Annotated in this window: 20 protein-coding genes; 6 read left to right on the plus strand and 14 right to left on the minus strand. The window is 34.0% G+C overall.

Translation table 11 applies throughout. The features are described 5' to 3' along the window. Positions 1 to 341: 341 nt before the first annotated feature. The 4 genes from GTZ96_RS13390 (at position 342) to GTZ96_RS13405 (ending at position 4,546) form a co-directional block, all read left to right on the plus strand. Entirely contained in the window at positions 342 to 920 is a 579-nt protein-coding gene (locus tag GTZ96_RS13390) for a non-canonical purine NTP diphosphatase (RefSeq protein ID WP_161644416.1), read from the plus strand. A gap of 205 nt (positions 921 to 1,125) precedes the next feature. Further along, on the plus strand, positions 1,126 to 3,024 hold the full coding sequence (locus GTZ96_RS13395) for a DEAD/DEAH box helicase (protein ID WP_161644417.1): 1,899 nt from the start codon (positions 1,126 to 1,128) through the stop codon (positions 3,022 to 3,024). Positions 3,025 to 3,113: 89 nt separating this feature from the next. Further along, positions 3,114 to 3,881: a carboxypeptidase-like regulatory domain-containing protein gene (locus GTZ96_RS13400; RefSeq protein WP_161644418.1), complete on the plus strand. Its 768-nt coding sequence runs from the start codon at positions 3,114 to 3,116 to the stop codon at positions 3,879 to 3,881. Positions 3,882 to 4,018: 137 nt separating this feature from the next. Continuing rightward, on the plus strand, positions 4,019 to 4,546 hold the full coding sequence (locus GTZ96_RS13405) for a hypothetical protein (protein WP_161644419.1): 528 nt from the start codon (positions 4,019 to 4,021) through the stop codon (positions 4,544 to 4,546). Between the two features lie 316 nt (positions 4,547 to 4,862). Here GTZ96_RS13405 and GTZ96_RS13410 read toward each other — a convergent pair whose 3' ends face one another. Further along, positions 4,863 to 6,326: an aminoacyl-histidine dipeptidase gene (locus GTZ96_RS13410; protein ID WP_161644420.1), complete on the minus strand. Its 1,464-nt coding sequence runs from the start codon at positions 6,324 to 6,326 to the stop codon at positions 4,863 to 4,865. Between the two features lie 216 nt (positions 6,327 to 6,542). Here GTZ96_RS13410 and GTZ96_RS13415 point away from each other — a divergent pair, with 216 nt between their 5' ends. Next, on the plus strand, positions 6,543 to 7,604 hold the full coding sequence (locus GTZ96_RS13415) for a DUF3810 domain-containing protein (RefSeq protein ID WP_161644421.1): 1,062 nt from the start codon (positions 6,543 to 6,545) through the stop codon (positions 7,602 to 7,604). Positions 7,605 to 8,020: 416 nt separating this feature from the next. Here GTZ96_RS13415 and GTZ96_RS13420 read toward each other — a convergent pair whose 3' ends face one another. The 3 genes from GTZ96_RS13420 to GTZ96_RS13430 form a co-directional block, all read right to left on the minus strand. Further along, complete coding sequence (locus GTZ96_RS13420) at positions 8,021 to 9,325, minus strand: NAD(P)/FAD-dependent oxidoreductase (RefSeq protein WP_161644422.1); 1,305 nt, start codon at positions 9,323 to 9,325, stop codon at positions 8,021 to 8,023. 86 nt (positions 9,326 to 9,411) lie between these two features. Next, complete coding sequence (locus GTZ96_RS13425; RefSeq protein ID WP_161644423.1) at positions 9,412 to 10,224, minus strand: lysophospholipid acyltransferase family protein; 813 nt, start codon at positions 10,222 to 10,224, stop codon at positions 9,412 to 9,414. A gap of 81 nt (positions 10,225 to 10,305) precedes the next feature. Next, positions 10,306 to 10,959, minus strand: a complete 654-nt coding sequence (locus GTZ96_RS13430) for an NUDIX hydrolase (RefSeq protein WP_161644424.1) — start codon at positions 10,957 to 10,959, stop codon at positions 10,306 to 10,308. A gap of 193 nt (positions 10,960 to 11,152) precedes the next feature. Here GTZ96_RS13430 and GTZ96_RS13435 point away from each other — a divergent pair, with 193 nt between their 5' ends. Further along, positions 11,153 to 11,593, plus strand: coding sequence for a DUF4268 domain-containing protein (locus GTZ96_RS13435; RefSeq protein WP_161644425.1), 441 nt, complete (start codon positions 11,153 to 11,155; stop codon positions 11,591 to 11,593). 10 nt (positions 11,594 to 11,603) lie between these two features. On the opposite strand, the gene GTZ96_RS13440 is transcribed toward GTZ96_RS13435, so the two are convergent. From GTZ96_RS13440 to guaA, 10 genes are all read right to left on the minus strand, one after another. Further along, the gene (locus GTZ96_RS13440; protein ID WP_161644426.1) at positions 11,604 to 12,017 is read right to left on the minus strand and encodes a hypothetical protein; all 414 of its coding nucleotides are present in this window, start codon (positions 12,015 to 12,017) and stop codon (positions 11,604 to 11,606) included. 11 nt (positions 12,018 to 12,028) lie between these two features. After that, positions 12,029 to 12,973 carry an NAD(P)H-dependent flavin oxidoreductase gene (locus GTZ96_RS13445; protein ID WP_161644427.1) on the minus strand — a complete coding sequence of 315 codons (945 nt, stop codon included), beginning with the start codon at positions 12,971 to 12,973 and terminating at the stop codon, positions 12,029 to 12,031. Between the two features lie 5 nt (positions 12,974 to 12,978). Next, complete coding sequence (locus tag GTZ96_RS13450) at positions 12,979 to 14,598, minus strand: S8 family serine peptidase (protein WP_161644428.1); 1,620 nt, start codon at positions 14,596 to 14,598, stop codon at positions 12,979 to 12,981. Between the two features lie 86 nt (positions 14,599 to 14,684). Further along, positions 14,685 to 15,872 carry a tRNA 2-thiouridine(34) synthase MnmA gene (gene mnmA / locus GTZ96_RS13455; protein WP_161644429.1) on the minus strand — a complete coding sequence of 396 codons (1,188 nt, stop codon included), beginning with the start codon at positions 15,870 to 15,872 and terminating at the stop codon, positions 14,685 to 14,687. A gap of 408 nt (positions 15,873 to 16,280) precedes the next feature. After that, the gene (locus GTZ96_RS13460) at positions 16,281 to 16,994 is read right to left on the minus strand and encodes a toxin-antitoxin system YwqK family antitoxin (RefSeq protein ID WP_161644430.1); all 714 of its coding nucleotides are present in this window, start codon (positions 16,992 to 16,994) and stop codon (positions 16,281 to 16,283) included. Between the two features lie 101 nt (positions 16,995 to 17,095). Further along, positions 17,096 to 18,988, minus strand: coding sequence for a membrane protein insertase YidC (gene yidC, locus GTZ96_RS13465; RefSeq protein WP_161644431.1), 1,893 nt, complete (start codon positions 18,986 to 18,988; stop codon positions 17,096 to 17,098). 68 nt (positions 18,989 to 19,056) lie between these two features. Further along, a complete protein-coding gene (locus GTZ96_RS13470; protein WP_161644432.1) occupies positions 19,057 to 20,670 on the minus strand; it encodes a CTP synthase in 1,614 nt (537 codons plus the stop codon). Between the two features lie 143 nt (positions 20,671 to 20,813). Further along, entirely contained in the window at positions 20,814 to 21,047 is a 234-nt protein-coding gene (locus GTZ96_RS13475; RefSeq protein WP_161644433.1) for a DUF3820 family protein, read from the minus strand. A gap of 14 nt (positions 21,048 to 21,061) precedes the next feature. Then, positions 21,062 to 22,972, minus strand: a complete 1,911-nt coding sequence (locus GTZ96_RS13480) for an amino acid ABC transporter substrate-binding protein (RefSeq protein ID WP_161644434.1) — start codon at positions 22,970 to 22,972, stop codon at positions 21,062 to 21,064. Positions 22,973 to 23,089: 117 nt separating this feature from the next. Next, positions 23,090 to 24,619: a glutamine-hydrolyzing GMP synthase gene (gene guaA, locus GTZ96_RS13485; protein WP_161644435.1), complete on the minus strand. Its 1,530-nt coding sequence runs from the start codon at positions 24,617 to 24,619 to the stop codon at positions 23,090 to 23,092. Between the last annotated feature and the right edge of the window lie 243 nt (positions 24,620 to 24,862).

Raw genomic sequence — 24,862 nt, forward strand, 5'->3', positions numbered from 1 at the left:
TGAAGCCCTCCAGTTGTAGTTTTGATTTATCATTATCACCTTATACATATACCAGTATAGCCGACTATTGAAGTATTAATCTCATTTTAAAATTAAGCCATTCAAGTAATTAATCGAAACCACATAGTAAAGATACAAATAACTTTGTCTCCCTTAGCAGAAAACCACCATTTTAACTGATTATTAACCGATTACAAAAATACTATTAAAATAAATTGTGGTAATCCAATCTGGTTTATACTAAAAAAGGACTCCACAGCCAGCTCCTTACACCTTATCCATCTTATTTATTACAGCTCAAAAAATTATTACATTTGTACAAAATCACAAATAAAACAACTATGCAACTCGTTTTCGCTTCCAACAATCAAAATAAAATCAAGGAAATTCAGCAATTAATTCCAAGTGCTATAGAAATTCTAAGTCTGGAAGCCATTGGATGTCATGAAGAAATTCCCGAAACAGCAAATACCATTGAAGGAAACGCCATTCTAAAAGCCAATTATGTAACTAAAAAATACGGTTACAATTGTTTTGCCGATGATACTGGTCTTGAAGTAACAGCGTTAAATGGAGAACCGGGTGTCTATTCTGCCCGATATGCCGGAGAACAACGCAATGCCGAAGACAACATGAATCTTTTATTAGAAAATTTAGCTGGGCAAAGCAATAGAACGGCACAATTCAAAACCGTGATTGCACTAAACCTTAATGGTCAGCAACAATTATTTACAGGAATTGCCAAAGGAAAAATCACTACTGAAAAATCAGGAAACCAAGGTTTTGGATACGATCCTATTTTCCAACCCGAAGATTTTCAAGAAACTTTTGCCGATTTGACATTAGAAATCAAAAATAAAATCAGTCACAGAGGAAAAGCAACTCAATTGCTAATTACTTTTTTAAGCGAAATAAAATAATTGTTTGAAATCCAACATTTTTATTCACTTTTTTTACAAACATTTCCATTATTTACTACAAAAATTCAAAATTCCGAAGCTCGAATTTTAGTTTAAAAAGATAACTTTCTGATAATCAAAAGATATTAAATCATTAAAACTTGAAATAGCATTAGTTTATATCGAATATTAACAGTAATTTTGCACCCTATTTTAAAAATACATAATGAATAAATTTGAACAATTAGGATTGAGTGAATCGTTACTGAAGGCGATTAAAGATCTAGGATTTGAAAATCCGTCAGAAGTACAGGAGAAGGCGATTCCCCTATTATTGGAAAAAGATACAGATATGGTTGCGTTGGCTCAGACTGGGACAGGGAAAACGGCAGCTTTTGGTTTTCCAGTTATCCAAAAAATTGATGCTGACAACAGAAATACACAGGCGTTAATTTTATCTCCAACGCGCGAGCTTTGCTTACAGATTACCAACGAACTTAAAAACTACTCAAAATACGAAAAAGGTATTAATGTGGTAGCAGTTTACGGTGGGGCTAGTATTACCGAACAAGCGAGAGACATTAAGAGAGGAGCACAAATTATTGTGGCTACTCCAGGAAGAATGCAAGACATGATTAATAGAGGATTGGTAAACATTACTCAAATTAACTATTGTATTCTTGACGAAGCAGACGAAATGTTGAATATGGGATTCTACGAAGATATCGTAAACATCCTTTCAACAACCCCAGACGATAAAAACACATGGTTGTTTTCTGCTACTATGCCAGCAGAGGTTGCAAGAATTGGAAAACAATTCATGACTAACCCTGAAGAAATTACTGTTGGTACTAAAAATTCAGGTTCAGCAACGGTTTCTCACGAATTTTACTTAGTAAATGCTCGTGACCGTTACGAAGCTTTAAAACGTTTAGCTGATGCTAATCCAGACATTTTCTCTGTAGTTTTTTGTAGAACAAAACGTGATACACAAGCTATTGCTGAAAAATTAGTTGAAGATGGATACAGCGCTGCTGCTTTGCACGGAGATTTATCTCAAGCGCAACGTGATGGTGTAATGAAATCTTTTAGAGGTCGTCAAATTCAAATGCTTGTAGCCACTGACGTTGCTGCTCGTGGAATTGACGTTGACAACATTACTCACGTAGTAAACTACCAATTGCCAGACGAAATTGAAACGTACAACCACCGTTCAGGTCGTACAGGTCGTGCAGGTAAATTAGGAACTTCTATCGTGATTGTTACTAAAAGTGAATTGCGTAAAATTTCTTCTATCGAAAGAATCATCAAACAAAAATTTGAAGAAAAAACAATTCCTTCTGGAATCGAAATCTGCGAAATTCAATTACTACACTTAGCAACCAAAATTAAAGATACTGAAGTTGATCACGAAATTGACAACTACTTACCAGCTATCAATGATGTATTAGAAGGTTTGACTAAAGAAGAATTGATCAAGAAAATGGTTTCTGTTGAATTTAACCGTTTCATCAATTATTACAAGAAAACCAGAGATCTTTCTTCTCAATCAGGAGAGAGACGTGAACGTGGTGATGATCACGCTCCAAGAGAAAACAATAATGGTGGTGCTACAAGATATTTTGTGAACATTGGTTCAAGAGATAATTTTGACTGGATGACATTGAAAGATTACTTGAAAGAAACATTAGACTTAGGTCGTGATGACGTTTTCAAAGTAGATGTAAAAGAAGGTTTCTCTTTCTTTAACACTGACCCAGAGCATACTGATAAAGTAATGGAAGTATTAAACAACGTACAATTAGAAGGACGTCGTATTAATGTTGAAATTTCTAAAAATGATGGTGGCGGAAGACGTGACCATAACGGAAGAAGTTCTGGTGGTGGATTTGGCGGAAGAAGCTCAGCTCCAAGAAGAGAAGGTTCATCTGACAGAGCTCCTAGACGTGAAGGTTCTGGTGGTGGTTTTAGAAGCGACAGAAACTCAGCTCCAAGAGAAGGTGGTTTCAGAAGCGAAAGAAGCAGTTCCGCTCCAAGACGTGAAGGTGGTTCATCAGAAAGACCAGCAAGACGTTCTGAAAGCTTTGGTGATTCACCAAGACCAAGAAGACCAAGAAGAGACTAACAGACCACTGTTAATTTTCTTATAATTAAAATAATAAACTACAAAATATTTAAAGCCGTTTTATTACTTTTAAAGTTTTAAACCAGTTTATGAAATATTTTGTAGTTTTCTTTTTTTTAGTACTATCTGCAGCCTCATTTGCTCAAGCAACAATTCCTTCTCAAAAGGTAACAGGCTATATTTATAACGATAACACCAAAACACCTTTAACTGGCGTTAACATTATAAACATCAACAAGGTAAGAGGCGCTGTAACCGACTCAAAAGGATATTTTGAAATTGATGTTCATCCTACAGATACTTTACATTTTTCCTTTTTAGGATTCCAATCGTTAAGAGTTAAAGTAACCAATGACTGGATCAAAAACAAAGTCGCTAAAATTTTCTTAACCGAAAAAGCCATCGCCTTAGAAGAAGTAATCATCCGACCATTTAACCTAACGGGGTATTTAGAAGTCGACTCGAAAACCATTCCTATAAATCAAAACTACCGCTATAATATTTCCGGATTGAATAGTGGCTACGAAGCAGGAGAATATTCGCCGGGAGCTTTTGGTAAAGTATTAGGCTCTATATTTAACCCAGCCGATATGCTGTATAATTTCTTTGGCAAAAAAACAACTGAGCTAAAGAAACTTAGGGAAATGAAAAAAGACGATACAGTTAGAAATCTTCTGGAATCTAAATTTGACCGTGAAACACTCGCTGTTTTATTGGGTATCGATAAAAAAGAAATCCCTGAAATATTACAAAGATGCAATTATTCAGAATCTTTTATTCAAACCGCAAACGACTTACAAATCATGGATGCCATAAGCGGATGCTATGAACAATACAAAATTTTGAAAAAGAAATAAACTAAAATATCATAATTTAGATATCCGATTTCAGTCCTCAATTACAAAGTAGTTGGGGATTTTTTTTATTGCTACCAATATAAATTACAATAATTTTCTATATTTGGCTAAAAAAACAAACTATAATTCTTATAAAAATGAAATACTCAATTACAGTCTTAATTATATTTTTTACACTAAAATCAACATTTTGTATTGGTCAAACAAAATTTATTCAACAAAAAGCAGGACATATCTTCTTTATAAATTTGCCTGACTATATGAATAAAACCATTGGTCTTAATGATGTAGCAACAATTCAATATAAAAACAGTGTAAAAGATGTTTATACTATTGCTATTGAAGACAGTAAAGAAGATCTTGCAATATTAGACATGCATTATTCATCAATAAATGAATTTCATGAAGATTTCGTTAAAGATTTTTTAAAAGACGAAGAAAAAAGAAATATTTCTAAACCTATTTATCAATCAAAAGACAACATTAATTTTGTTGAATTTGATGCATCATACTACGACAAGGAAGCAAAGATTGGAATTTATTATCTAGTAGGTATTGTCGAAAGTAAATCACATTTTTACAAAGTACTCTCTTGGACTAACATAGAAAATAAAGATAAATTTAAAGCTGATTTTCAAAATACGCTATATAGTTTAAAAGATTAATCCATTCGAAATTCAACAAAACATCTCCTCAATTACAAAGTAGTTGGGGATTTTTTTTACTGTTACCAATATAAATTACAATAATTTTCTATATTTACTAAAACACAACCTTAAAACACAATTACCATGTCAAAAAGTCAAGACGCTAAAAAAACGGTTAAAAAAGAACCGTTAAAAACAGCAAAAGAGAAGAAGGAAGAAAAAAGAGAAAAGAAAAACAGTCCTAAAAGAGACTAAAATTAAGTGGTCAGTATTCAGTAGTATAGTGGTCAGTTCCACTCTAACTACTGAATACTATACTACTGAATACTGAACACTATTTTACAGGGATATTCGCCAAAATTTCGATTAGAAACTTCCAGAATTTTTGAGAAGAAGCAATACTCGCTCTTTCGTCTGGTGAATGCGCACCGTGAATGGTTGGTCCAAAAGAAATCATATCCATATCAGGATAATTAGACCCTAAAATTCCGCATTCTAAGCCCGCATGGCAAGCCACTACTTTTGGTTTTTCTCCATTTAGTTTTTCATAAATTGGAACCAAAACCTCTAAAATCTCCGATTCTGGATTAGGAGTCCAACCTGGATATGAACCTGAAATTTCTACTTCGCAGCCCATTAATTCAAAAGCCGAACGCAAGTCGTTAGCCAAATCAAACTTAGCCGATTCAACTGAAGAACGCGTCAAGCATTGCACGGTTAATTTCCCTTTACCAACAGCAACCTTAGCAATATTATTCGAAGTTTCCACTAGATTATCAAAATCGGCACTCATTCTATGCACTCCATTGGCTGCAGTGGCCATCGAACGCACAAAATAATATTGCGCCATCGGAGGCATCACCTTTGATGGTGCTTTTTTCAATTTTTCGAAAACAATTTCTAAGTTGGGTTCTGTAGTTTTTAGTTCATTTTTAATTTCGCTGACAATTTGCTGCATATCAAAAACAAAAGCCTCATCATAAACCGAAGCAATAATCACCTTTGCCTCACTTTCGCGCGGAATAGCATTCCGTAAACTTCCGCCATGAATTTCCGAAATTTGCAAACCAAAATTATCAAAACCATCATACAAAAGTCGGTTCATGATTTTATTGGCATTGCCTAAACCTTTATGAATATCAATCCCCGAATGCCCTCCTTTGAGTCCTTTTACGGTAATACTATAACCTACAGAATGATCCGGAGTCTCCTCCTCATCGTACTCAGCCACCGCCGTAACATCTATTCCTCCTGCACAACCAATATCTATTTCATCATCTTCTTCAGTATCCAAATTCAACAGAATTTCTCCTTGAAGTAAACCGCCTTTTAAATGCATCGCACCTGTCATACCAGTTTCCTCATCAACAGTAAACAAAGCTTCAATAGCAGGATGTGCAATAGTTGTACTTTCTAAAATGCTCATAATCGCAGCCACACCCAGCCCATTATCCGCTCCAAGAGTCGTTCCTTTAGCACGAACCCAATCGCCATCAACATACATTTCGATGCCTTGATTAGCAAAGTCAAAAACAGTATCGGCATTCTTTTGATGTACCATATCCAAATGCCCTTGCAACACAATTGGTTTACGGTTTTCCATTCCCGCTGTGGCTGGTTTTCGAATAATCACATTATGAATCTTATCTTCAAAAACTTCTAAACCTAAGCTTTCGCCAAAGCTTTTTATAAACTCCACTACACGTCCTTCTTTTTTAGAAGGCCTGGGAACTGCATTTAAATTGGCAAAATTATTCCACAATGCCTTAGGTTCTAAATTCCGTATTTCCTGACTCATATTTTGTGTTGTATTTTCGATTTAAAAAACTCAAAGTTACAAAGTTTAAAATCCTTTTCTAACATTAATACCGTTTGTTATTTCAAAATAGCCCAATAAAAATTGGACTAAATGAAATATACAACGGCATTCCACCACAACGATTAAACTATATTGTATTTATATTCGGTGTAAATTAATTATTGTAATTATATTTACGCATATAAAATTGCTATTTTGAAACGGAAATACCTACTCCCCTTTTTGCTCGTTATTCAGATTTTAATTCTCAAAATAATTCGCTTTTTCCCTGAGACTGTAGAAGCATTTTACAGCAATGGAATGTATCCTTATATTTCCAATTTCCTCAGAATCACTTTGGGCTGGATTCCGTTTTCTATAGGTGATGTATTTTATTTTGTTTTGATTTTATTAGCTGTAAAATGGTTTTGGAATAATCGAAAAAATTGGTCATCCAATTGGAAAAACCGGGCATTATCAATTCTAAGTGTGCTGTCAGTATTTTATTTTTTCTTTCATTTTCTGTGGGCAATCAACTATTACAGAATTCCTCTTTTCGAAAAAATGAAAATTGAAAGAGAGTATTCGGATGCTGATTTATATAATTTCACAAAAAAAATCATTGCAAAAACCAATGAAATCCACAGTCAAGTTACCCAAAGTAACGTACTAAAAGTAGTTTTTCCTTACTCTCAAGAAGATACTTTTTACAAAAACTTGAATGGCTATAAAAACCTGTCAACTGAATATCCTTTCTTTGCTTATTCGAATTTAAGCATTAAAAAATCGCTATTTAGTTTGCCGTTAACATATATGGGTTTTGGTGGTTATCTGAATCCTTTTACCAATGAAGCACAACTTAATCATTTAATGCCAATGTATAATTTACCCACAACGAGTTGTCATGAAATGGCGCATCAAATGGGTTATGCCAGCGAAAGCGAATGTAATTTCATCGGTTTTCTGGCTTCGGTAAACAACAACGATTTATACTTTAAATATTCAGGATATAGCTTTGCTTTGCGTTATTGTTTGAACAATTGGTATATTCGAAACGAAAAAATATATCACAAATTACTTAAAACCGTTCATCCCGGAATTCTACGAAATTTCGAAGAAAGCGAAAAATTCTGGATGCAATATGAAACGCCCATTGAAAGAGGTTTTCATGCCTTTTACGACCGTTATTTGAAACTAAATCAACAAAAAGAAGGAATAGACAGCTACAGTAAATTTGTCAATTTAATGGTGAATTATTATAAAAAAAGGCCGTTATAGCCTTAAGTAAACTGTTGGATGAAATTATTTAAAACATCAGTTCGAGTATTTTTTGTGTAGTAAAACGGAATCACTACCAATGAAGTTTTTTAAAAGTAAAAATTAAGGTTTATTAATTTTCTTTTTTGCTTGATCAAAAAAGAAACAAAAAAATCAAGTCTTGCACTTCCTCGTCGGTCAAATTAGTTTTCGAATTAGCTTCGCTCTATTCGCCTTTGGCTCGAGTCTAAAAGAAAATAACTCTCCGCCGCGGCGGATCAAACAGATTTTCTTTTTACGTATTCTTCAAACATTTGACACTCGACTGCGGAAGCTAAGGACAGCTTAAACCCCAGAAACAACAATTTAATTCATAATTAACAAAACATAAACGTCATTTACATTGTTTTTTTTTAGAATAAATTACTTCTTGGTAATTAAATTTCATCACTGGTAAAACTAGTAAAGCTTCTCTTTTTATAAGGTCTGATAATCAATCGGCCTTCACGGTCAAAACGGATGTAATTGTACACCCAATTCAAGAAAACGACTGCTTTGTTTTTGAAACCAATCAATGAAAACAGGTGGACAAACATCCAAACAAACCAAGCAAAAACACCACTAAAATGACAATTAGGTAAGTCGACTACGGCTTTATTTCTTCCAATGGTAGCCATAGAACCTTTGTCTTTATATTCAAAAGCTTCCATTTCTTGATTTTGGATCAATCGAATAATATTTCCCCCTAATAATTTCCCTTGTTGTATCGCAGGCTGTGCCATCATAGGATGTCCTTCCGGATAGGTTTCGGTTTCCATAAAAGCAATATCGCCAATAGCAAAAATGTTATTATAACCTTTTACCTGACTAAATTGATTCACTCGAATGCGTTCTACCTTTTCAACCAAAGAATCGGCATCAAAACCAGAGACTAAAGCACCTTGAACACCAGCGGTCCAAATAACCGTGGCGGTATCAAACGCCAAATCAGAATCAGTAGTAATGGTACGTCCATCATAATTAGTAACCCGAACGTTTTTCCAAATCTTAACCCCAAGTTTCAAAAGGAATTTTTCGGCAGCCTCGGATGATTTTTCACTCATAGTATTAAGAATTCGATCGCCGCTTTGAATCAAATTGATTTGCATTTTATCAATATCTAAATCGGGATAGTCTTTTTGAAGAATGGCTTTTTTCATCTCAGCCAAAGCACCCGCTAATTCTACTCCCGTGGGACCACCGCCTACAAGAACAAAATTAATTAAGCAGTTTCTTTCATCACAATCCTGAGTTAAAACAGCTTGTTCAAAATTTTCTAATATCAAACTTCTAATATTAAGCGATTGCGGAATGGTTTTCATAGCCATGCTATTTCGCTTAATCTCTTTATTGCCAAAATAATTTGTTTTAGAACCCGTAGCCATAACCAGATAATCATAGTCTAATTCCCCAATTTCGGTAATGACTTTTTTATTTTTGGTATCTATTTCCAGAACTGAAGTCAGTCTAAAATAGAAATCATCGTATTCCTGAATCACTTTTCGAATAGGAAATGCTATAGAACCCGCTTCCAGTCCGCCGGTTGCCACTTGGTACAACAAAGGTTGAAAAGTATTGTAGTTATGTTTGTCCAAAAGAACAACCTGAACTTTTTTATTTCTCAATTCTTTGGCCAAAGCAATTCCGGCAAAACCGCTACCTATAATTACAATCCTCGATAAATTTGTATTGGGAATATTCATAATGCCGTTGTTATAACTATCTAAATATACAAACTATAAAATTCAAAACGACTAGAAATAAAAAAAGAGAGCGTATTGCTCTCTTTCTATTCTATTTCCCATTGACGCAATTTGTTCAATTGCTCTTGCTCTTCTAATTCTTCGGCTGGAATTACCTTTAAAAAAGAAGAATGTTGCTCAATTGCATATTCTATTTTTTCGACAATTTCGTCAATTGTATCATTATCATAATCAATTTCGAGTGGTTCTTTGATGATAAAAGATTGTAGAATCCCTTTCTTTTTCATTCGAATTCCTTTTCTGTCAAAAGAACGTCGGAATCCATCAATCACGATAGGAACTACAATAGGGCGATGTTGTTTGATAATATGCGCTGTTCCTTTTCGAACAGGCTTGAAAGAACGGGTTGTTCCTTGCGGAAAAGTAATTACCCAGCCATCATTTAATGCTTTTTTAATATTTTCGGTATCATTAGGATTTACTGCTTTTTTTTCAGTCGCATCTACGCCTTCCGAACGCCAGGTTCTCTCAACAGGAATGGCTCCGGCATAAGACAATATTTTAGGCAATAATCCAGAACGCATGGTTTCCTTCGCTGCCACATAATAAATATTCATCTTAGGTTCCCAAAGGTATCCGATGTTTTTAATCGAATCGATTCGTCCGCTTAAACTGGCATTAAACACATGAAACATCGCCACTACATCAGCAAAATAAGTTTGATGATTAGAGATAAAAAGCACATTGGTATCCGGTAAATTTCGAATAATCTCCGAACCTTCGATTTGCAAATCATTAAAACCTCTATAACGTCTATGAGTACAGCTTCCAAAAAAACGAATCAGCCATTTTTTTAGAAATAAGATATGTCCAAAAGGATTTCTTTTAAATAGTCCCATAAACTGTGATTTGTTTTTAAAAATTGTATTGTAAAATTACAAAAATATTATTTGAGAACTCTGAATTGTACTCTTGGTAAACTATTCCTTTTCATCAATTAAAACGGAGTTTAAAACATCCCTCAATTCGCTCAACATCATCGCCGTTGCCCCCCAAACAATATGCCCGTCTATCTTAAAAGCGGGAACTTCAATAAAAGAAGCATAAGAAGTTGATAAATTTTCGATGGTTAAAATACTATCATCCATAAAAACAGTCAAAGGCAATTCAATAATAGAGGCTACTTCTAAAGCATCTGGAACAAATTGAATTTCTTCTTTACAAATGCCTAAAAAAGGATACACCATGAAATTACTCGGCGGGATATACAACGAACTAAATGCTTTTATAATTTCAATTTTGTCACGACTAATTCCTATTTCCTCTTCCGTTTCTCTCAATGCGGTTGTTTGAAAATCGGCATCTTCCAGTTCGAATTTTCCTCCTGGAAAAGCAATTTGAGCCGAATGCACTCCTTTGTATGAATTTCGAACAATAAGAACCAAATGTGTCTCTTTGTTTTTAGGATAAAACAACATGGTCACTGCGGCTTCTTTGGGATTTATTTCTTTAAAATTGATTTTTTCCAAAAGCTCCTTGCGTTGTAATGGCATCATCTTTTCATGAGAAACAGCCGCAGGAAGTTCCTCTTGAATTAATTGAGGTATAAATTTTAAAAAATATTGAAAATCCATAATCAAAGTCTATTTTTGCAAATAAAACATAAATATACTTTAGAAAACCAGTTTGCACAAGTTTTCTAAAACCAAAGCATCTAATACCGATTATGTATTCAATATAGTCCAATAAAAATCGGACTATTTTCATACTATATCGGCATTATACCGGCACATCAAGTGACCAAATTACAATATAAATTGGTATAAAATGTACAGTAAAGAAGAAACACAAAGATTAAAACGAGAATTCTGGGTAACATTTGCCGAAAAATATCCACGAAAATGGATGTTGTACGATACCAAGATTAAAGATTTTTCTTTTAAGTTTTTTGTAGACAATAAAAAAGCGCAAGTTCTTATTGATATTGAACCCCGCAATAATGAAAAACGCATCGCTTACTTTGAAAAACTGGAAGCTTTAAAAAACATCTTAGAAGAAGAATTTATTGCTGATTTGGTTTTCGAAAAAGACTATGTTTTAGAAAACGGAAAAACAATTAGTCGCATTTGGGTAGAAAAAATAGGTGTTGGTTTTAGCAACCGAAACTATTGGGATAGTATTTTTGATTTCTACAATGAAAAAATGGATGCTTTAGAACGTTTTTATTTGGAATATGATGAGTTTATAAAGGATATTGAAAATGAATAAAACTAAGCCTTTACATCGTAAAAATATTATACACAATCACATGATCGTTATAAGTAATGTATAATTGCTTTCGATTTTCTTGCTTTTTACGGGTGATGATAGAAACGGTACAATCAATTCCATCATTATCTTTACAGGCAAAAGAATAAACTAAATCGCTTTCACTTTCTGATTCTGGCTGATAAGTTAAAATCTCAAACAATTGAATATTTTGAGAATAAACTAAAATCCTATTTTTATTAGTATCTAAAGTCACCAGAATATTAACCAGACTCAAATCAGACCATTTCCCCCATTTTCCTTTTTCGTTTTTTTCTAAAACACTAAAGCCAGAAGTTTTGAATCTATAAGTTTGACTATAGGATTGCTGTACCCCAAGTCCTAAAAATAGTAAGCATATGTAAAAGCATTTGATTTTTGTCATTTCAATTTATTTTAAAATAAAAAATTAGCCACTACTTTTTTGGCTAACTGATATTCTTGCATTGTATCTAACACGATGGCTTCGGCAGATTTTATTTCGTGAATTAATCCTGTAATCTGACCTATTTCTAATTCGCCCTCTATTAGATCTCCTTCAAAAATACCTCTTTTGGCACGTGCTCTTCCTAACAATTGAGACAAATCTTCCTTCGTAGGACACTTGGTATATAATTCCTGAACATCTTCAAAAAATTTATTCTTTATCAGACGTACTGGAGTCAGCTCTTTCAAAGTCAAATGCGTACCACCTTCTTTTGTATTTAGAACTACTTGCTTAAAATTATCATGTGCCGAAGATTCTATTGAAGCCGCAAATCGGCTACCTATTTGAACTCCATCAGCTCCTAAAACCATCGCTGCAAGCATTCCTCTCCCATTGGCAATACCGCCAGCTGCAATAATAGGAATTTTTATTTGTTCTTTCACCATGGGAATTAAAGTAAAAGTGGTTGTTTCATCCCTTCCGTTATGACCTCCTGCTTCAAAACCTTCAGCAACAATAGCATCTACACCTGCCTCCTGAGCTTTTAATCCAAATTTTGTACTACTCACCACATGCACTACCGTAATGCCATTTTCTTTTAAATAAGGCGTCCAAGTCATCGGATTCCCTGCCGATGTAAAAACATTTTTCACTCCTTCGTCAACAATAATTTTCATGATTTCTTCGATATTGGGATACAACATCGGGATATTCACTCCAAAAGGTTTCGAAGTTGCTTTTTTACATTTTTGAATGTGTTCTCTTAAAACTTCCGGATACATTGAACCAGCACCTAACAAACCCAAACCTCCAGCATTACTAACTGCGCTGGCTAACTTATAACCACTTACCCAAACCATCCCTGCCTGAATTATAGGATACTTAATATTGAAAAGTGTGGTTATTCTATTCATTAAAACTACTTTTTAATTATTTTTCCGCTCTTCGAAACCGATTCCGATTCGATTTTATAAAAATATATACCTCTATTTAACGATTCTAAAGAGAATTTAGCATGAATTTCATCTACTTTTTTTTCTAAAACTTTTTGGCCCAGAACGCTATAAAACAAAACTGTCCCCGAATTGAAACTGGGAGGAAAATCTACAGCAACAAAATCGGAAGTAGGATTAGGATAGGCAATATAGTATACGGTCTTATCGCTTTTTAATGCGACTCCTTTATTCAATGCCAAAATAAAATCAGGAATTCCATAACCATATTGATTATCTGGTGCCGTATATTTAGTAGCCGATTGAAGCATTAATTCTTTTATTTCCTGATTGGTCTTATCCGGATAAGCTTGCCATAAACAGGCTAACATTCCTGAAATTATGGGAGCTGAAAAAGAAGTTCCACTTAAAAAAATGCTACTTCCATTTTCATCTGAAACAACTGTTTTTTCTCCCTGAGCCATCACATCCGGTTTTATGCGACCATCAAAAGAAGGCCCTATCGAACTAAAACTAGCTATCGTTTTATCGGCTCGCACCGCTCCCACTGTAATCACCGATGGAGCATCGGCTGGAACTCCCATATAAGGACTTTTAGTTCCTCCGTCATTCCCTGAAGACACTACCACCAACATACCGCGACTATAAGCAATTTCAGCTCCTTTAGAAATAAAAGTACTTGTACCGTTTCTATCGCTATAATTATGATTGTATGCCGGATTATCAAATTCAGTATATCCTAATGAACTACTAATGATATCCACTCCCAAACTATCTGCTTTTTCAGCCGCTTCCACCCACAAGGATTCTTCAACAGGATTTTCTGAAGCAACATCTTCAGTAACAAACAAATAATAAGAAGCATCGGGAGCCGTACCTATTAATACGTTTTCGACATAAGCTCCCATAGTTGAAAGCACAAAAGTTCCATGCGAATCCTGAGAAAAGATATCATCATTCCTCTTCACAAAATTATACCCCCCTAAAATTTGATTATTATCTCTTAAGCGCTTAAAAGGAAGCACCTTATCAACACCCGGAAAACCAGAATCTAAAACTGCAATTATTTTTCTCGAACCTGTATAATTTTGCTGATGCAAAAGCTGACCGTTTAACATTTCTACTTGTACAGCCGATCCACCATAAGCATAAACCGTTTTCTCTTTTTTTAAATCGCTTTTTTGTAGTTCTACAGCTTTAGAAGTAGCAACAATCTTATTGGTAGTATTCAAAGTTTTATCAGCAAAATCAACTTTGGCAACAAAACCAAAGTTTTTTAAAGAATTAATTAGGCTTTGAGTTCCTCTCACATGGATAGCATTGAGCCATTTGGATTTAGCCATCACTTTAATTCCTGAAACAGCACTAACAGTATTGATGAAATTTTGATTAATGGGAACATCTTTAAAATCCAAAGCGATATTTTGAGTGTTTCGTCTGTCTAAAGCACGTTGTGACAGCATCATCAAAGGATTATCTATGAAATATTGCTCATTTGCTTTGGCATTAAAATACACCCAGGCTTCTTCTTGCGAAAAAGTCAAAAGAGGGAACAATAGTAAAAACAACAAAACAAGCTTTTTCATAGTACCAATATAAGCAGAAAAAAAAGTGATTAATCTTCTAAAAGAATTAATCACTTAAATTTATTGCTTTTTTTTCGAAAGTCCAACTAAGAAATCACTCCCGAGCCAACTAATTCCTCACCGATATGCCAGGCTACAAATTGTCCCTCAGTAATAGCGGATTGTGGTTCTTCAAAAGACACATACATGCCTGATTCAAACTGATGCAAAGTAGCTTCTTGCAAAGGCTGTCTGTATCGAATTCTGGCCATCACTTTCATCGTTTCTCCATTGGCTAATGCCAAATCCTTACGGATCCAATGCACTTCTGATTTTTCTATAAATAAAGCCTTTCTAAACAATCCTGGATGATGGCTTCCCATTCCTGTATAAATGGTATTCGAAACTACATCAGTTGCAATAACAAACAAACCTTCAGCTGTACCACCTACATTCAATCCTTTTCGTTGTCCAATGGTGAAATAATGAGCGCCTTGGTGCTTTCCTACGGTCTTGCCCATTTGAGGCGTATACTGAATTGGATTTGCCGTTAAAGACAAGGTTTCTTCTTCTGGCAATCCTTGCGGAATTGCAAAATCATAAACCGGATTGCTTTTATCAATTTGAACAATAACTCCGTCTTTGGGTTGTAATTTTTGCTGTAAAAATTCCGGAAGACGTACTTTTCCAATAAAACACAATCCTTGCGAATCTTTCTTTTCAGCTGTAACCAATTCCATTTCGGCTGCAATTTCGCGCACTTGTGGTTTTGTCAGTTCTCCAATTGGGAAAAGTGATTTAGCCAATTGTTCTTGTGATAATTGACACAGAAAATAAGATTGATCTTTATTATTATCTACTCCGGAAAGTAATTGATAAACCGGTTTTCCATCAACTTCAATTTCGTTTTTTCGACAATAATGTCCCGTTGCTACATAATCGGCACCAAGACTTAAGGCGATTTTCATAAAAACATCAAACTTTATCTCGCGATTACAAAGCACATCAGGATTTGGAGTTCTCCCTTTTTCATATTCGTTGAACATATAATCAACGATTTTTTCTTTGTATTGTTCACTTAAATCAACGGTTTGAAACGGAATTCCTAACTTTTCAGCTACTAACAAGGCATCGTTACTGTCTTCTAACCACGGGCAATCATTTGAAATCGTAACCGAATCATCATGCCAATTTTTCATAAAAAGACCAATAACCTCATAGCCTTGTTGTTGCAACAAATAAGCCGCAACACTAGAATCGACACCACCAGAAAGTCCTACTACAACACGCTTCATAATAAAATTTGTTTTATGAGGCTGCAAAGGTACAAAGTTTTCAAACGATTCTTATCCCTAACTATTGTTAATTATAAAGTCGTTAGGAAATGATATAAAGTATGTTCAAGTATTTTTCGTACAATAGAATGATCCTTAATAATTTTCTTTTTTGCTTGATCAAAAAAGAAACAAAAAAATATTCATGCGTTCTTATTGTTTTTCGGTATTCATGAATCTTCGATTTCAAGTCTTACGCTTCCTCGTCGGTCAAATTAGTTTTCGAACGCTAAAAGAAAAGAACTCTCCGCCGCGGCGGATCAAACAGCTTTTCTTTTTACGCATTCTTCAAACATTTGACACTCGACTGCGAAAGCTAAGGACGTTTAAATAACGATGATTTCAGATACAATTATTTCAACACAAAAATCACTTTGTTTTGAGGGCATCTGCTTTTTTGGGATCACTCATATTTACTTCCTGAGTTAATTTTCCGTTTTCAAAAAACTGCCAAGAACCCGTTTTCTTTCCGTTTGTAAATTTACCTTTGGAAACCACATTTCCATCAACATCTTTGAAAATAGCTACTCCTTCATATTGATTGTTTTTAAAATTGGCTTCTTCTAAAACAATTCCTTTTTCAGAATATTTTTTAGAACTGCCATTCTTAAAACCCTCTTTATAATTTGTTTCTTCAGCAATTTTACCACTTGGAAAAAACACCGAACGCAAACCTTCCAGTTTTCCGTTTTTGTAATTCTCAGTCGTCATAATGGTTGTTGCGCCTAAATGGTAATATTTCCATTGCCCTTCAAACAATTTATTGACTACCTTCCCTTCACTTACTTTATTTTTAGCTTGGTCATAAAAAACAGTGTAAGCCACATTATCATTAGGATTAAAAGTACGTGTTGCAATAACAGTTCCTGCCTTTGTATCATCAAAAAACTTAAACATGCCTATTTCCTTACCATGAGAAAAAGTGCCTTCATATCGAAGCCTTTTTGATTCAGGATAAAAGCCTTTCCACAAACCCTCTTTTTTTCCATTGGCATCTAAATTATTAAAAGGATTTTGAGCCTGAAGGCTACAAAAACTTAAAAAAACCAATGTGATTAAACTAATTCTATACAATGTTTTCATTTTTTGAAGTATTTGTTTTAAACTATTAAAACGAATTAATCGAATTATAATTATTGGTAAAACCAAAAAAATCTCGAATGAACGAGATTTTTTTGTACTTATTATTTCTTTTTGTTTTGAGCTTTTATAGCTTCTTGCTGTGCCATAGCTTCTTGAAGCTTTTGTTGAAACTTACTTTGTTTCTTTGGCTCTTTCTTTTTGTTTTCTTGAATTTGAGCGTGAATCTTATCGCTATCAATAATGTAATTTTTGATAACTAACATAATTCCGATTGTAATTGTATTAGAAATAAAATAATACAAACTCAATCCTGAAGCATAACTATTAAAGAACAACAACATCATCAATGGCGAAATGTACACCATTATCTTCATCATCTTCGCCATATCTGGCATTCCTTCTTGTTGTGGTGTTGCCATTTGTTGATCTCCAGTTGTCATTCTCATATAAAAGAAAATGGCAATCGAAGCTAAAATTGGGAACAAACTAATATGATCTCCGTAAGCAGGAATATGGAAAGGCAATTTATATATCGCATCAAATGATGATAAATCGTCAGCCCATAAAAAGCCTTTTTGTCTTAATTCTAAAGCTGATGGGAAGAATTGGAACAAAGCATAGAAAACAGGCATTTGTAATAAACCAGGAACACAACCAGCCATTGGGTTTACCCCGGCTTTGTTGTATAATTTCATGGTTTCCTGCTGTTTTTTCATTGGCTCATCCTTGAATTTTTCACCAATTTCAGTAATTTCCGGTCGCAATACTTTCATTTTTGCCTGAGACAAGAAAGACTTATAAGTAATAGGCGACATTACTAATTTCACTAAAATTGTAAACAATACAATTGCCCAACCTTGTGAAATAAACATACTTAAAAATCCGTACATTGGAATAAAAGCATTACGGTTAATCCATCCAAAAATACCCCAACCTAAGGCTACAATATCTTCTAAATGTTTATCGTAAGATTTCAATAATTTATAATCCGTAGGACCATAATACCAATTCATTTTTTGGTCTATCTCTCCATTTTTGAAAGCCAATGGCATTACTGCCTTGAATTGTTTCGTATAAGTTGTATCCACATTCGCATCTTTAACTAAATTGTTAGAATACAATTCAGCTGTTTTGAATGGAGTTGAAGACAATAAAATAGAAGAAAAGAAATGTTGCTTGTAAGCTACATAAGAAACATCCTCAGCAGTTTCTGTTTTATCATTTCCCTGACCTAAATAGTCTTTTTTACCTTCTTCATATTCAAAATACAATTCAGAATAACGGTTTTCATAAGTAATACTTTTTTCATTAGTATACGTCTTAAGATTCCATTCTAATTGCAATGGTTTTGTTGTTTTCAAGATGTTATTCAAGCCTTGCGTTTGAATATCAAAATCCAACATATAATCATTTGCTTTTAATACATATTTGTATTCCAAATAAGCATTGTCAGCCGCTTTTAACCTCATCGTCAAAATTTGGTCTTCACCATTTTTAGCCAAAGTTGGTTCAAAATAAAGCTCTTTAGTATTTAAAGTATGATTATCGTTTGTTACTAATTGAAGATTAAATTGTGCATTATTATCTTTTACCAATTGCACTAATTGACCTGAACCTTTTTTAAATCGTTCAAAATTCTTTAAAGTTGCTTCTACAATATATCCACCTTTATTAGCAATTTTAAGTTTTACTAATTTGTTTTCAATTGTAGTATACTCATCTTTAGCAGATGGTAAAGTCGCTGAATAAGCAAAACTTCCTAAAGACTTTTGCAATTGCGCTAATTTCAAAGTATCAGTAGTTGCAACTGGAGCTACGCTCAATTTTGCAGCGCTTTCCTGAACTTTTGCATCTTTAACGACCAATTCTTTTTTAGCTTTTTCTGCAGCTAGTTCCGCATCAGAAGGCTTGTTTTGATACATTATCCAAAGTAAAATACCAAAGATCAATACAAAACCAATTAACGAATTGGGGTCAAACTTTTTTTCTTCCATTTTAATACTAATTATTTTTCTTGACTTATTGAGCCAAATTATTGGATTCTATTTTTCGAAATAGACTACTATTTTTTCTTTGATTTTACAGCTGCTGCCACAAAATTCACAAAAAGTGGATGTGGATTAACTACTGTACTTTTGTATTCCGGATGGTATTGTACTCCAATAAAGAATGGATGATCTTCAATTTCTACAATCTCTACCAAACCTGTATCAGGATTCACACCCGAAGCTTTCAAACCTGCATTTTGAAGCGCATCAAGGTATTCGTTATTGTACTCATAACGGTGACGGTGACGTTCAGAAATAGTAGTTTGACCATAAATTTTATACGCTAAAGTATCCGGTTTGATTTCACATTTCCAAGCTCCAAGACGCATTGTTCCTCCTTTATCCGTAACTGTTTTTTGACTTTCCATCAAATTCACAACTGGATTTTGAGTTTCTGGATTCATTTCAGTCGAATTTGCTTCTGCTAATCCTAATACGTTTCTTGAATATTCGATAACTGACATTTGCATTCCTAAACAGATACCAAAGAATGGTAATTTGTTTTCACGAGCATAACGTACAGCAGCAATTTTTCCTTCAATTCCTCTTTCTCCAAAACCTGGAGCAACAAGAACAGCGTCTAAATCTTTGAATTTTTCTGCTACACACTCTTCGTCAATATATTCAGAGTGAATTGAAATTACATTTACTTTAGTTTCATTAGCCGCACCTGAATGGATGAAAGCCTCTAAAATAGACTTGTAACAGTCTTGCATTTCAACATATTTTCCAATCAAACCAATATTTACGGTGTGTTTTGGAGATTTTATTCTTTTTAAGAAAGTATTCCAGTGTTTTAAATCCGGAGCTGCTTTTTTAGGTAAATCTAATTTCTTTAAAGCCACAACATCTAAGCCTTCTTCAAGCATTAAATTAGGCACTTCATAAATAGTAGAAGCATCAATAGATTGAATAACAGCTTCTCTTTTTACGTTACAAAACAAGGCTAATTTATTACGAATGTCATTAGAAATTTCGTGCTCAGTTCTACAAACTAAAATATCAGCTTTAATACCGCTTTCCATCAAAGTTTTTACGGAATGTTGAGTTGGTTTCGTTTTCAATTCACCAGCAGCAGCTAAATAAGGAACTAACGTTAAATGAATTACGATAGCATTATTCTCACCCAAATCCCAAACTAATTGACGAACCGATTCGATATAAGGTAATGATTCGATATCCCCGACAGTTCCACCAATTTCAGTAATAATAATATCATAATCACCCGATTTACCAAGCAATTGCATTCTATCTTTAATTTCATTGGTAATATGAGGCACTACTTGTACCGTTTTTCCAAGAAATTCCCCTCTTCTTTCTTTTTCAATAACCGAAAGGTAAATTCTACCTGTAGTAACATTATTAGCCTGAGAAGTAGGAACATCTAAAAAACGCTCGTAATGACCTAAATCCAAATCGGTTTCAGCTCCATCATCAGTTACATAACATTCGCCGTGTTCATAAGGATTTAATGTCCCTGGATCAACATTTAAATAAGGGTCGAACTTTTGAATTGTTGTTCTATATCCTCTTGCCTGTAATAATTTTGCTAATGATGCCGCTATAATTCCTTTTCCCAAAGATGAAGTAACTCCTCCAGTAACAAAAATATATTTTGTTTGATTCATGCTGTTCTAGTTTGTATTGTAGTTGTGTAAAAAACGTGGCAAAAATACGATTATAAATTTAGATTATGCTAATTTGGAAATGAGATAATTTCTAAAATTGACATTTGTTAATACAAAAATAAAAACCTCATTAATTTCTTAAATCAATGAGGTTTCGGGTATCTTTTTTTGATATTTCGTATTAATTCTTCTAAACCGTTCAACTTTAGTTCGTAAATCAATTGTAACTGTTCCCCTAACTCTCCTTTTGGAAAGCCTTTGTTGTGATACCAAACCACATAATATTCGGGTAAATCAATTAAAAACCGACCTTCATATTTACCAAAAGGCATTTTAGTGTGTGCTAATTTTATGAGTTGCTTCTGATTATTATCCATCTAAAAACAGCTAATTAGTTGGCTACTTTTTCAGTCAAATCAGTATCATAATACATGATATAAACCCCCTTATTAGTATATCCTGCATTATCTTTTTTGTAATACTCAAACTTATTTTCAAATTGCTCAGTTGCAGTTGCATTCACCGTTTCTTCAAAAGACTTATTTTGCATCAAACGCATCATCGTATCAAAGGTAACATCAAATCCTCTTACTGCATAATCACTTGGAGCAATCGAATTTATCTTTTTAAATTTATTTTCGAAAATAATTCCCTCTGGAGAGGTATTATCTCTAATTACCGAAGGATACATTAGTTTTAGTTTTACCAAATTCGAAAAATTAATTTCATCGGTATCCAAAGTTTCATTTGGTTCTAAAATCACTAATTGAAGCTGATAATTAGGCATTGCGCTTAACATTGCAGCAATGGTAGTTTTTATCATCAAAGTATTTCCCGTCTCCATCACCACATAATTCATGCGTCCTGCAGCCAACATTCCTTTTAAATTTTCAGCAGAAAAATAGCCTTTCTCATTCAAAGGAACAAACTTTACATCAGCCTGATTTTGTTTTATATATTGAATTACAGATTCTTTCTTTTTATCCACTACAGCTACAATATTCCCTTTTTTAGAACGCATATAATTAAACATGGCGCTCTTTAAAACATCATTCGAAGGGATAGTTTGATACAAATTAGCTATCGGATTCCCCGCATCTTTTGACAATGGCGAAATCACAGGCACATTATTAACAGCTAACAAACGGGCAGTAGCTTCGGCATTATTTTGATAAAACGGACCAACAATCGCATCAACCGATTGTAAATTATTAGCACTAACTACTCCAGCAATATTAGAAGCGTATTTCGTTTCTTCCGAATCCAAAATCTGAACATCTATAGGAAGTCCCAAAGTTTTAGCTGAATCTATTGCCATCAAAGCTCCTGCATAGAAGTCTAATGTCATATTCAAAAACTTATCCTTTTTTAATCGCGCCACTACTGAATTCACAGTATCTCCTTCTACTTTGGTAACATTAAACGGTAAAAGCAACGCTATTTTTTTACGTCCTGCAAAATTAGTTCTAGGAACTAAATCAGTGTAAACTTTATTTTCTTGCACGTTTGGAAACACTGTATTAGCAGGCGCTTTTAAAAGCATTCCTATTTCAACACCATTTTTAAGTTCAGGATTTAAAGCCAATAACTCTTCCTGACTCATATCAAACGTTTTTGACAAACTATATAAAGTTTCTTTAGGCTTTACTTCATAAGTTGCATATTTCTTAACCGGAGCAGCAACAACTTCTTGTTTAACCGTTACTTTTTGAGGCAAAACAGGAGTTTTAACCGGAGTTCCTTTAATCAACAAATGAGAACCAACAGTTAAATTAGGTACAATCCCAGGATTTTTCTTTTCTAATTCGGCAATAGTAATACCGTATTTCTTAGCAATCGAAAATTTTGTTTCTTTAGCAAGCACATCATGATACAAGGCTTTCTCCTGAAGCACCACCTTAGACTTAGCAGTATTTTTAGATGGAATTACTAAAACCTGATTAATCTGTAAACCGTCAGTTACTAAAAAAGGATTAGCCTTTTTCAAATCAGCATCCGAAACATTGTATTTTTTTTCAATTCCAAACAAAGTTTCTTTAGGTAATACTTTATGTGTCGTTGCTACTTGAGCAACTGCTGTTTTCACAGGGGCTTTAGTTGGAATCAAAAGCACACTTTTAGGACTTAATTTTGTTTGAGCATCAGGATTTAATTTATAAATATCATAAGGAGTTACTTGATACTTCTTAGCAATGTCGTTTATCGTTTCACCTTGCTGTACTTTATGAGTTATTGTTCCTTGAGAAATAACAATATTTGTAAACATTAAAATAGGAATCCAAATTGCAAAAAAATACTTCATTCGATTATTTTATTTAAAAAAATTATTACACTAAAGATAAAAAACGGTACCAAATTTTATTCCAAAATCTGATACCGTTTTTATAATAACTAAGAAACGTCAACTAAGAAGTTTCTATTATTCCCACTCAATTGTTGCTGGTGGTTTTGAACTAATATCATACACTACTCTGTTCACTCCTTTTACCTTGTTGATAATATCATTAGATACTTTCATCAAGAAATCATACGGCAAGTGAACCCAGTCAGCAGTCATACCATCGGTAGATTCTACAGCACGAAGCGCTACTACTTTTTCGTAAGTACGCTCGTCACCCATAACCCCAACACTATTTACAGGAAGCAAAATTGCTCCTGCCTGCCAAACTTTATCATACAATCCCCAAGATTTCAAACCGTCGATAAAAACTTTATCTACATCTTGTAAAATTTGTACTTTTTCTAAGGTAATATCTCCTAAAATTCTAATTGACAATCCTGGTCCTGGGAAAGGATGTCTTCCTAATAATTCCGGATCAATCCCTAAAGATGCTCCCACTCTACGTACCTCATCTTTGAAAAGCATACGCAAAGGTTCTACAATTTTCAATTTCATATAATCCGGTAAACCTCCCACATTGTGGTGTGATTTAATTGTTGCCGATGGCCCTTTTACAGAAACCGATTCGATAACATCAGGATATATTGTTCCTTGGGCTAACCAGGTAACATCTTCAATTTTATGTGACTCATCGTCAAACACTTCGATAAAAGCATTTCCGATGGCTTTTCTTTTTAATTCCGGATCACTAACTCCTGCTAAGGCATCATAAAAACGTTGAGAAGCATCCACTCCTTTTACATTCAAGCCCATTCCTTCGTATTGATCTAAAACACTTTGGTATTCATTTTTACGAAGCAAACCATTATTTACAAAAATACAATACAGGTTTTTCCCGATTGCTTTGTTCAATAAAACTGCTGCTACAGTTGAATCCACTCCTCCCGAAAGACCTAAAACCACTTTGTCGTTTCCGATTTTTTCTTTCATTTCAGCCACGATTTCTTCAACGAAAGCATTAGGCGTGAAATTTTGAGGAACATGAGCAATTTTCACTAAAAAGTTCTCCAACATTTGTTTCCCATCAGTAGAATGATATACTTCTGGATGGTATTGTATTGCATAAGTTGTTTCACCTTCAATTTTGTAAGCTGCAAATTCCACATCATGTGTACTTGCTAACTTTACACCGTTCGCAGGCAACTCCTTAATACTATCACTATGACTCATCCAAACCTGACTGTTTGGAGAAACTCCTTCAAAGAAAACCTCATCTTCCTTAATGTAAGACAAATTAGCTCTTCCATACTCTCTAGTGTTAGACGCTGCAACCTGACCTCCACTAAAGTGAGACAAGTATTGCGCACCGTAACATACAGCAAGCATTGGCAATTTCCCTCTAATTTGAGATAAATCAGGATGTGGTGCATCTTCTCCGCGAACAGAAAAAGGACTTCCTCCTAAAATTACGGCTTTATAACTTGATAAATCCGATGGAAAATTATTATATGGAAAAATTTCGCAGAATATATTTAATTCGCGAACTCTACGCGCAATCAGCTGAGTGTATTGCGACCCGAAATCTAAAATAAGTACGTTGTGTTGCATGGGCGCAAAATTACTTTTAAAATTTGGAATGGAAAAATGGAATTTTGAAATTTTTCATTTTTTTTCTTTCCCGTTTTCACTCCTTTTATTTTTAAAAAAACAACATACTCAACATATAAATTTTTTGAGTTAGTCATTTAGTTTCTGTATTTTTATGTCTTTAAAAACAGTCGTTATGGAAGTATTTGAAGGACAAAGCATACTAAACTTTATAAAAGAATTGCCAAATGATGAAGCTTGCAA

Origin of the sequence: Flavobacterium undicola (assembly GCF_009909155.2) — a bacterium.
Classification (GTDB): Bacteria; Bacteroidota; Bacteroidia; order Flavobacteriales; family Flavobacteriaceae; genus Flavobacterium; species Flavobacterium undicola.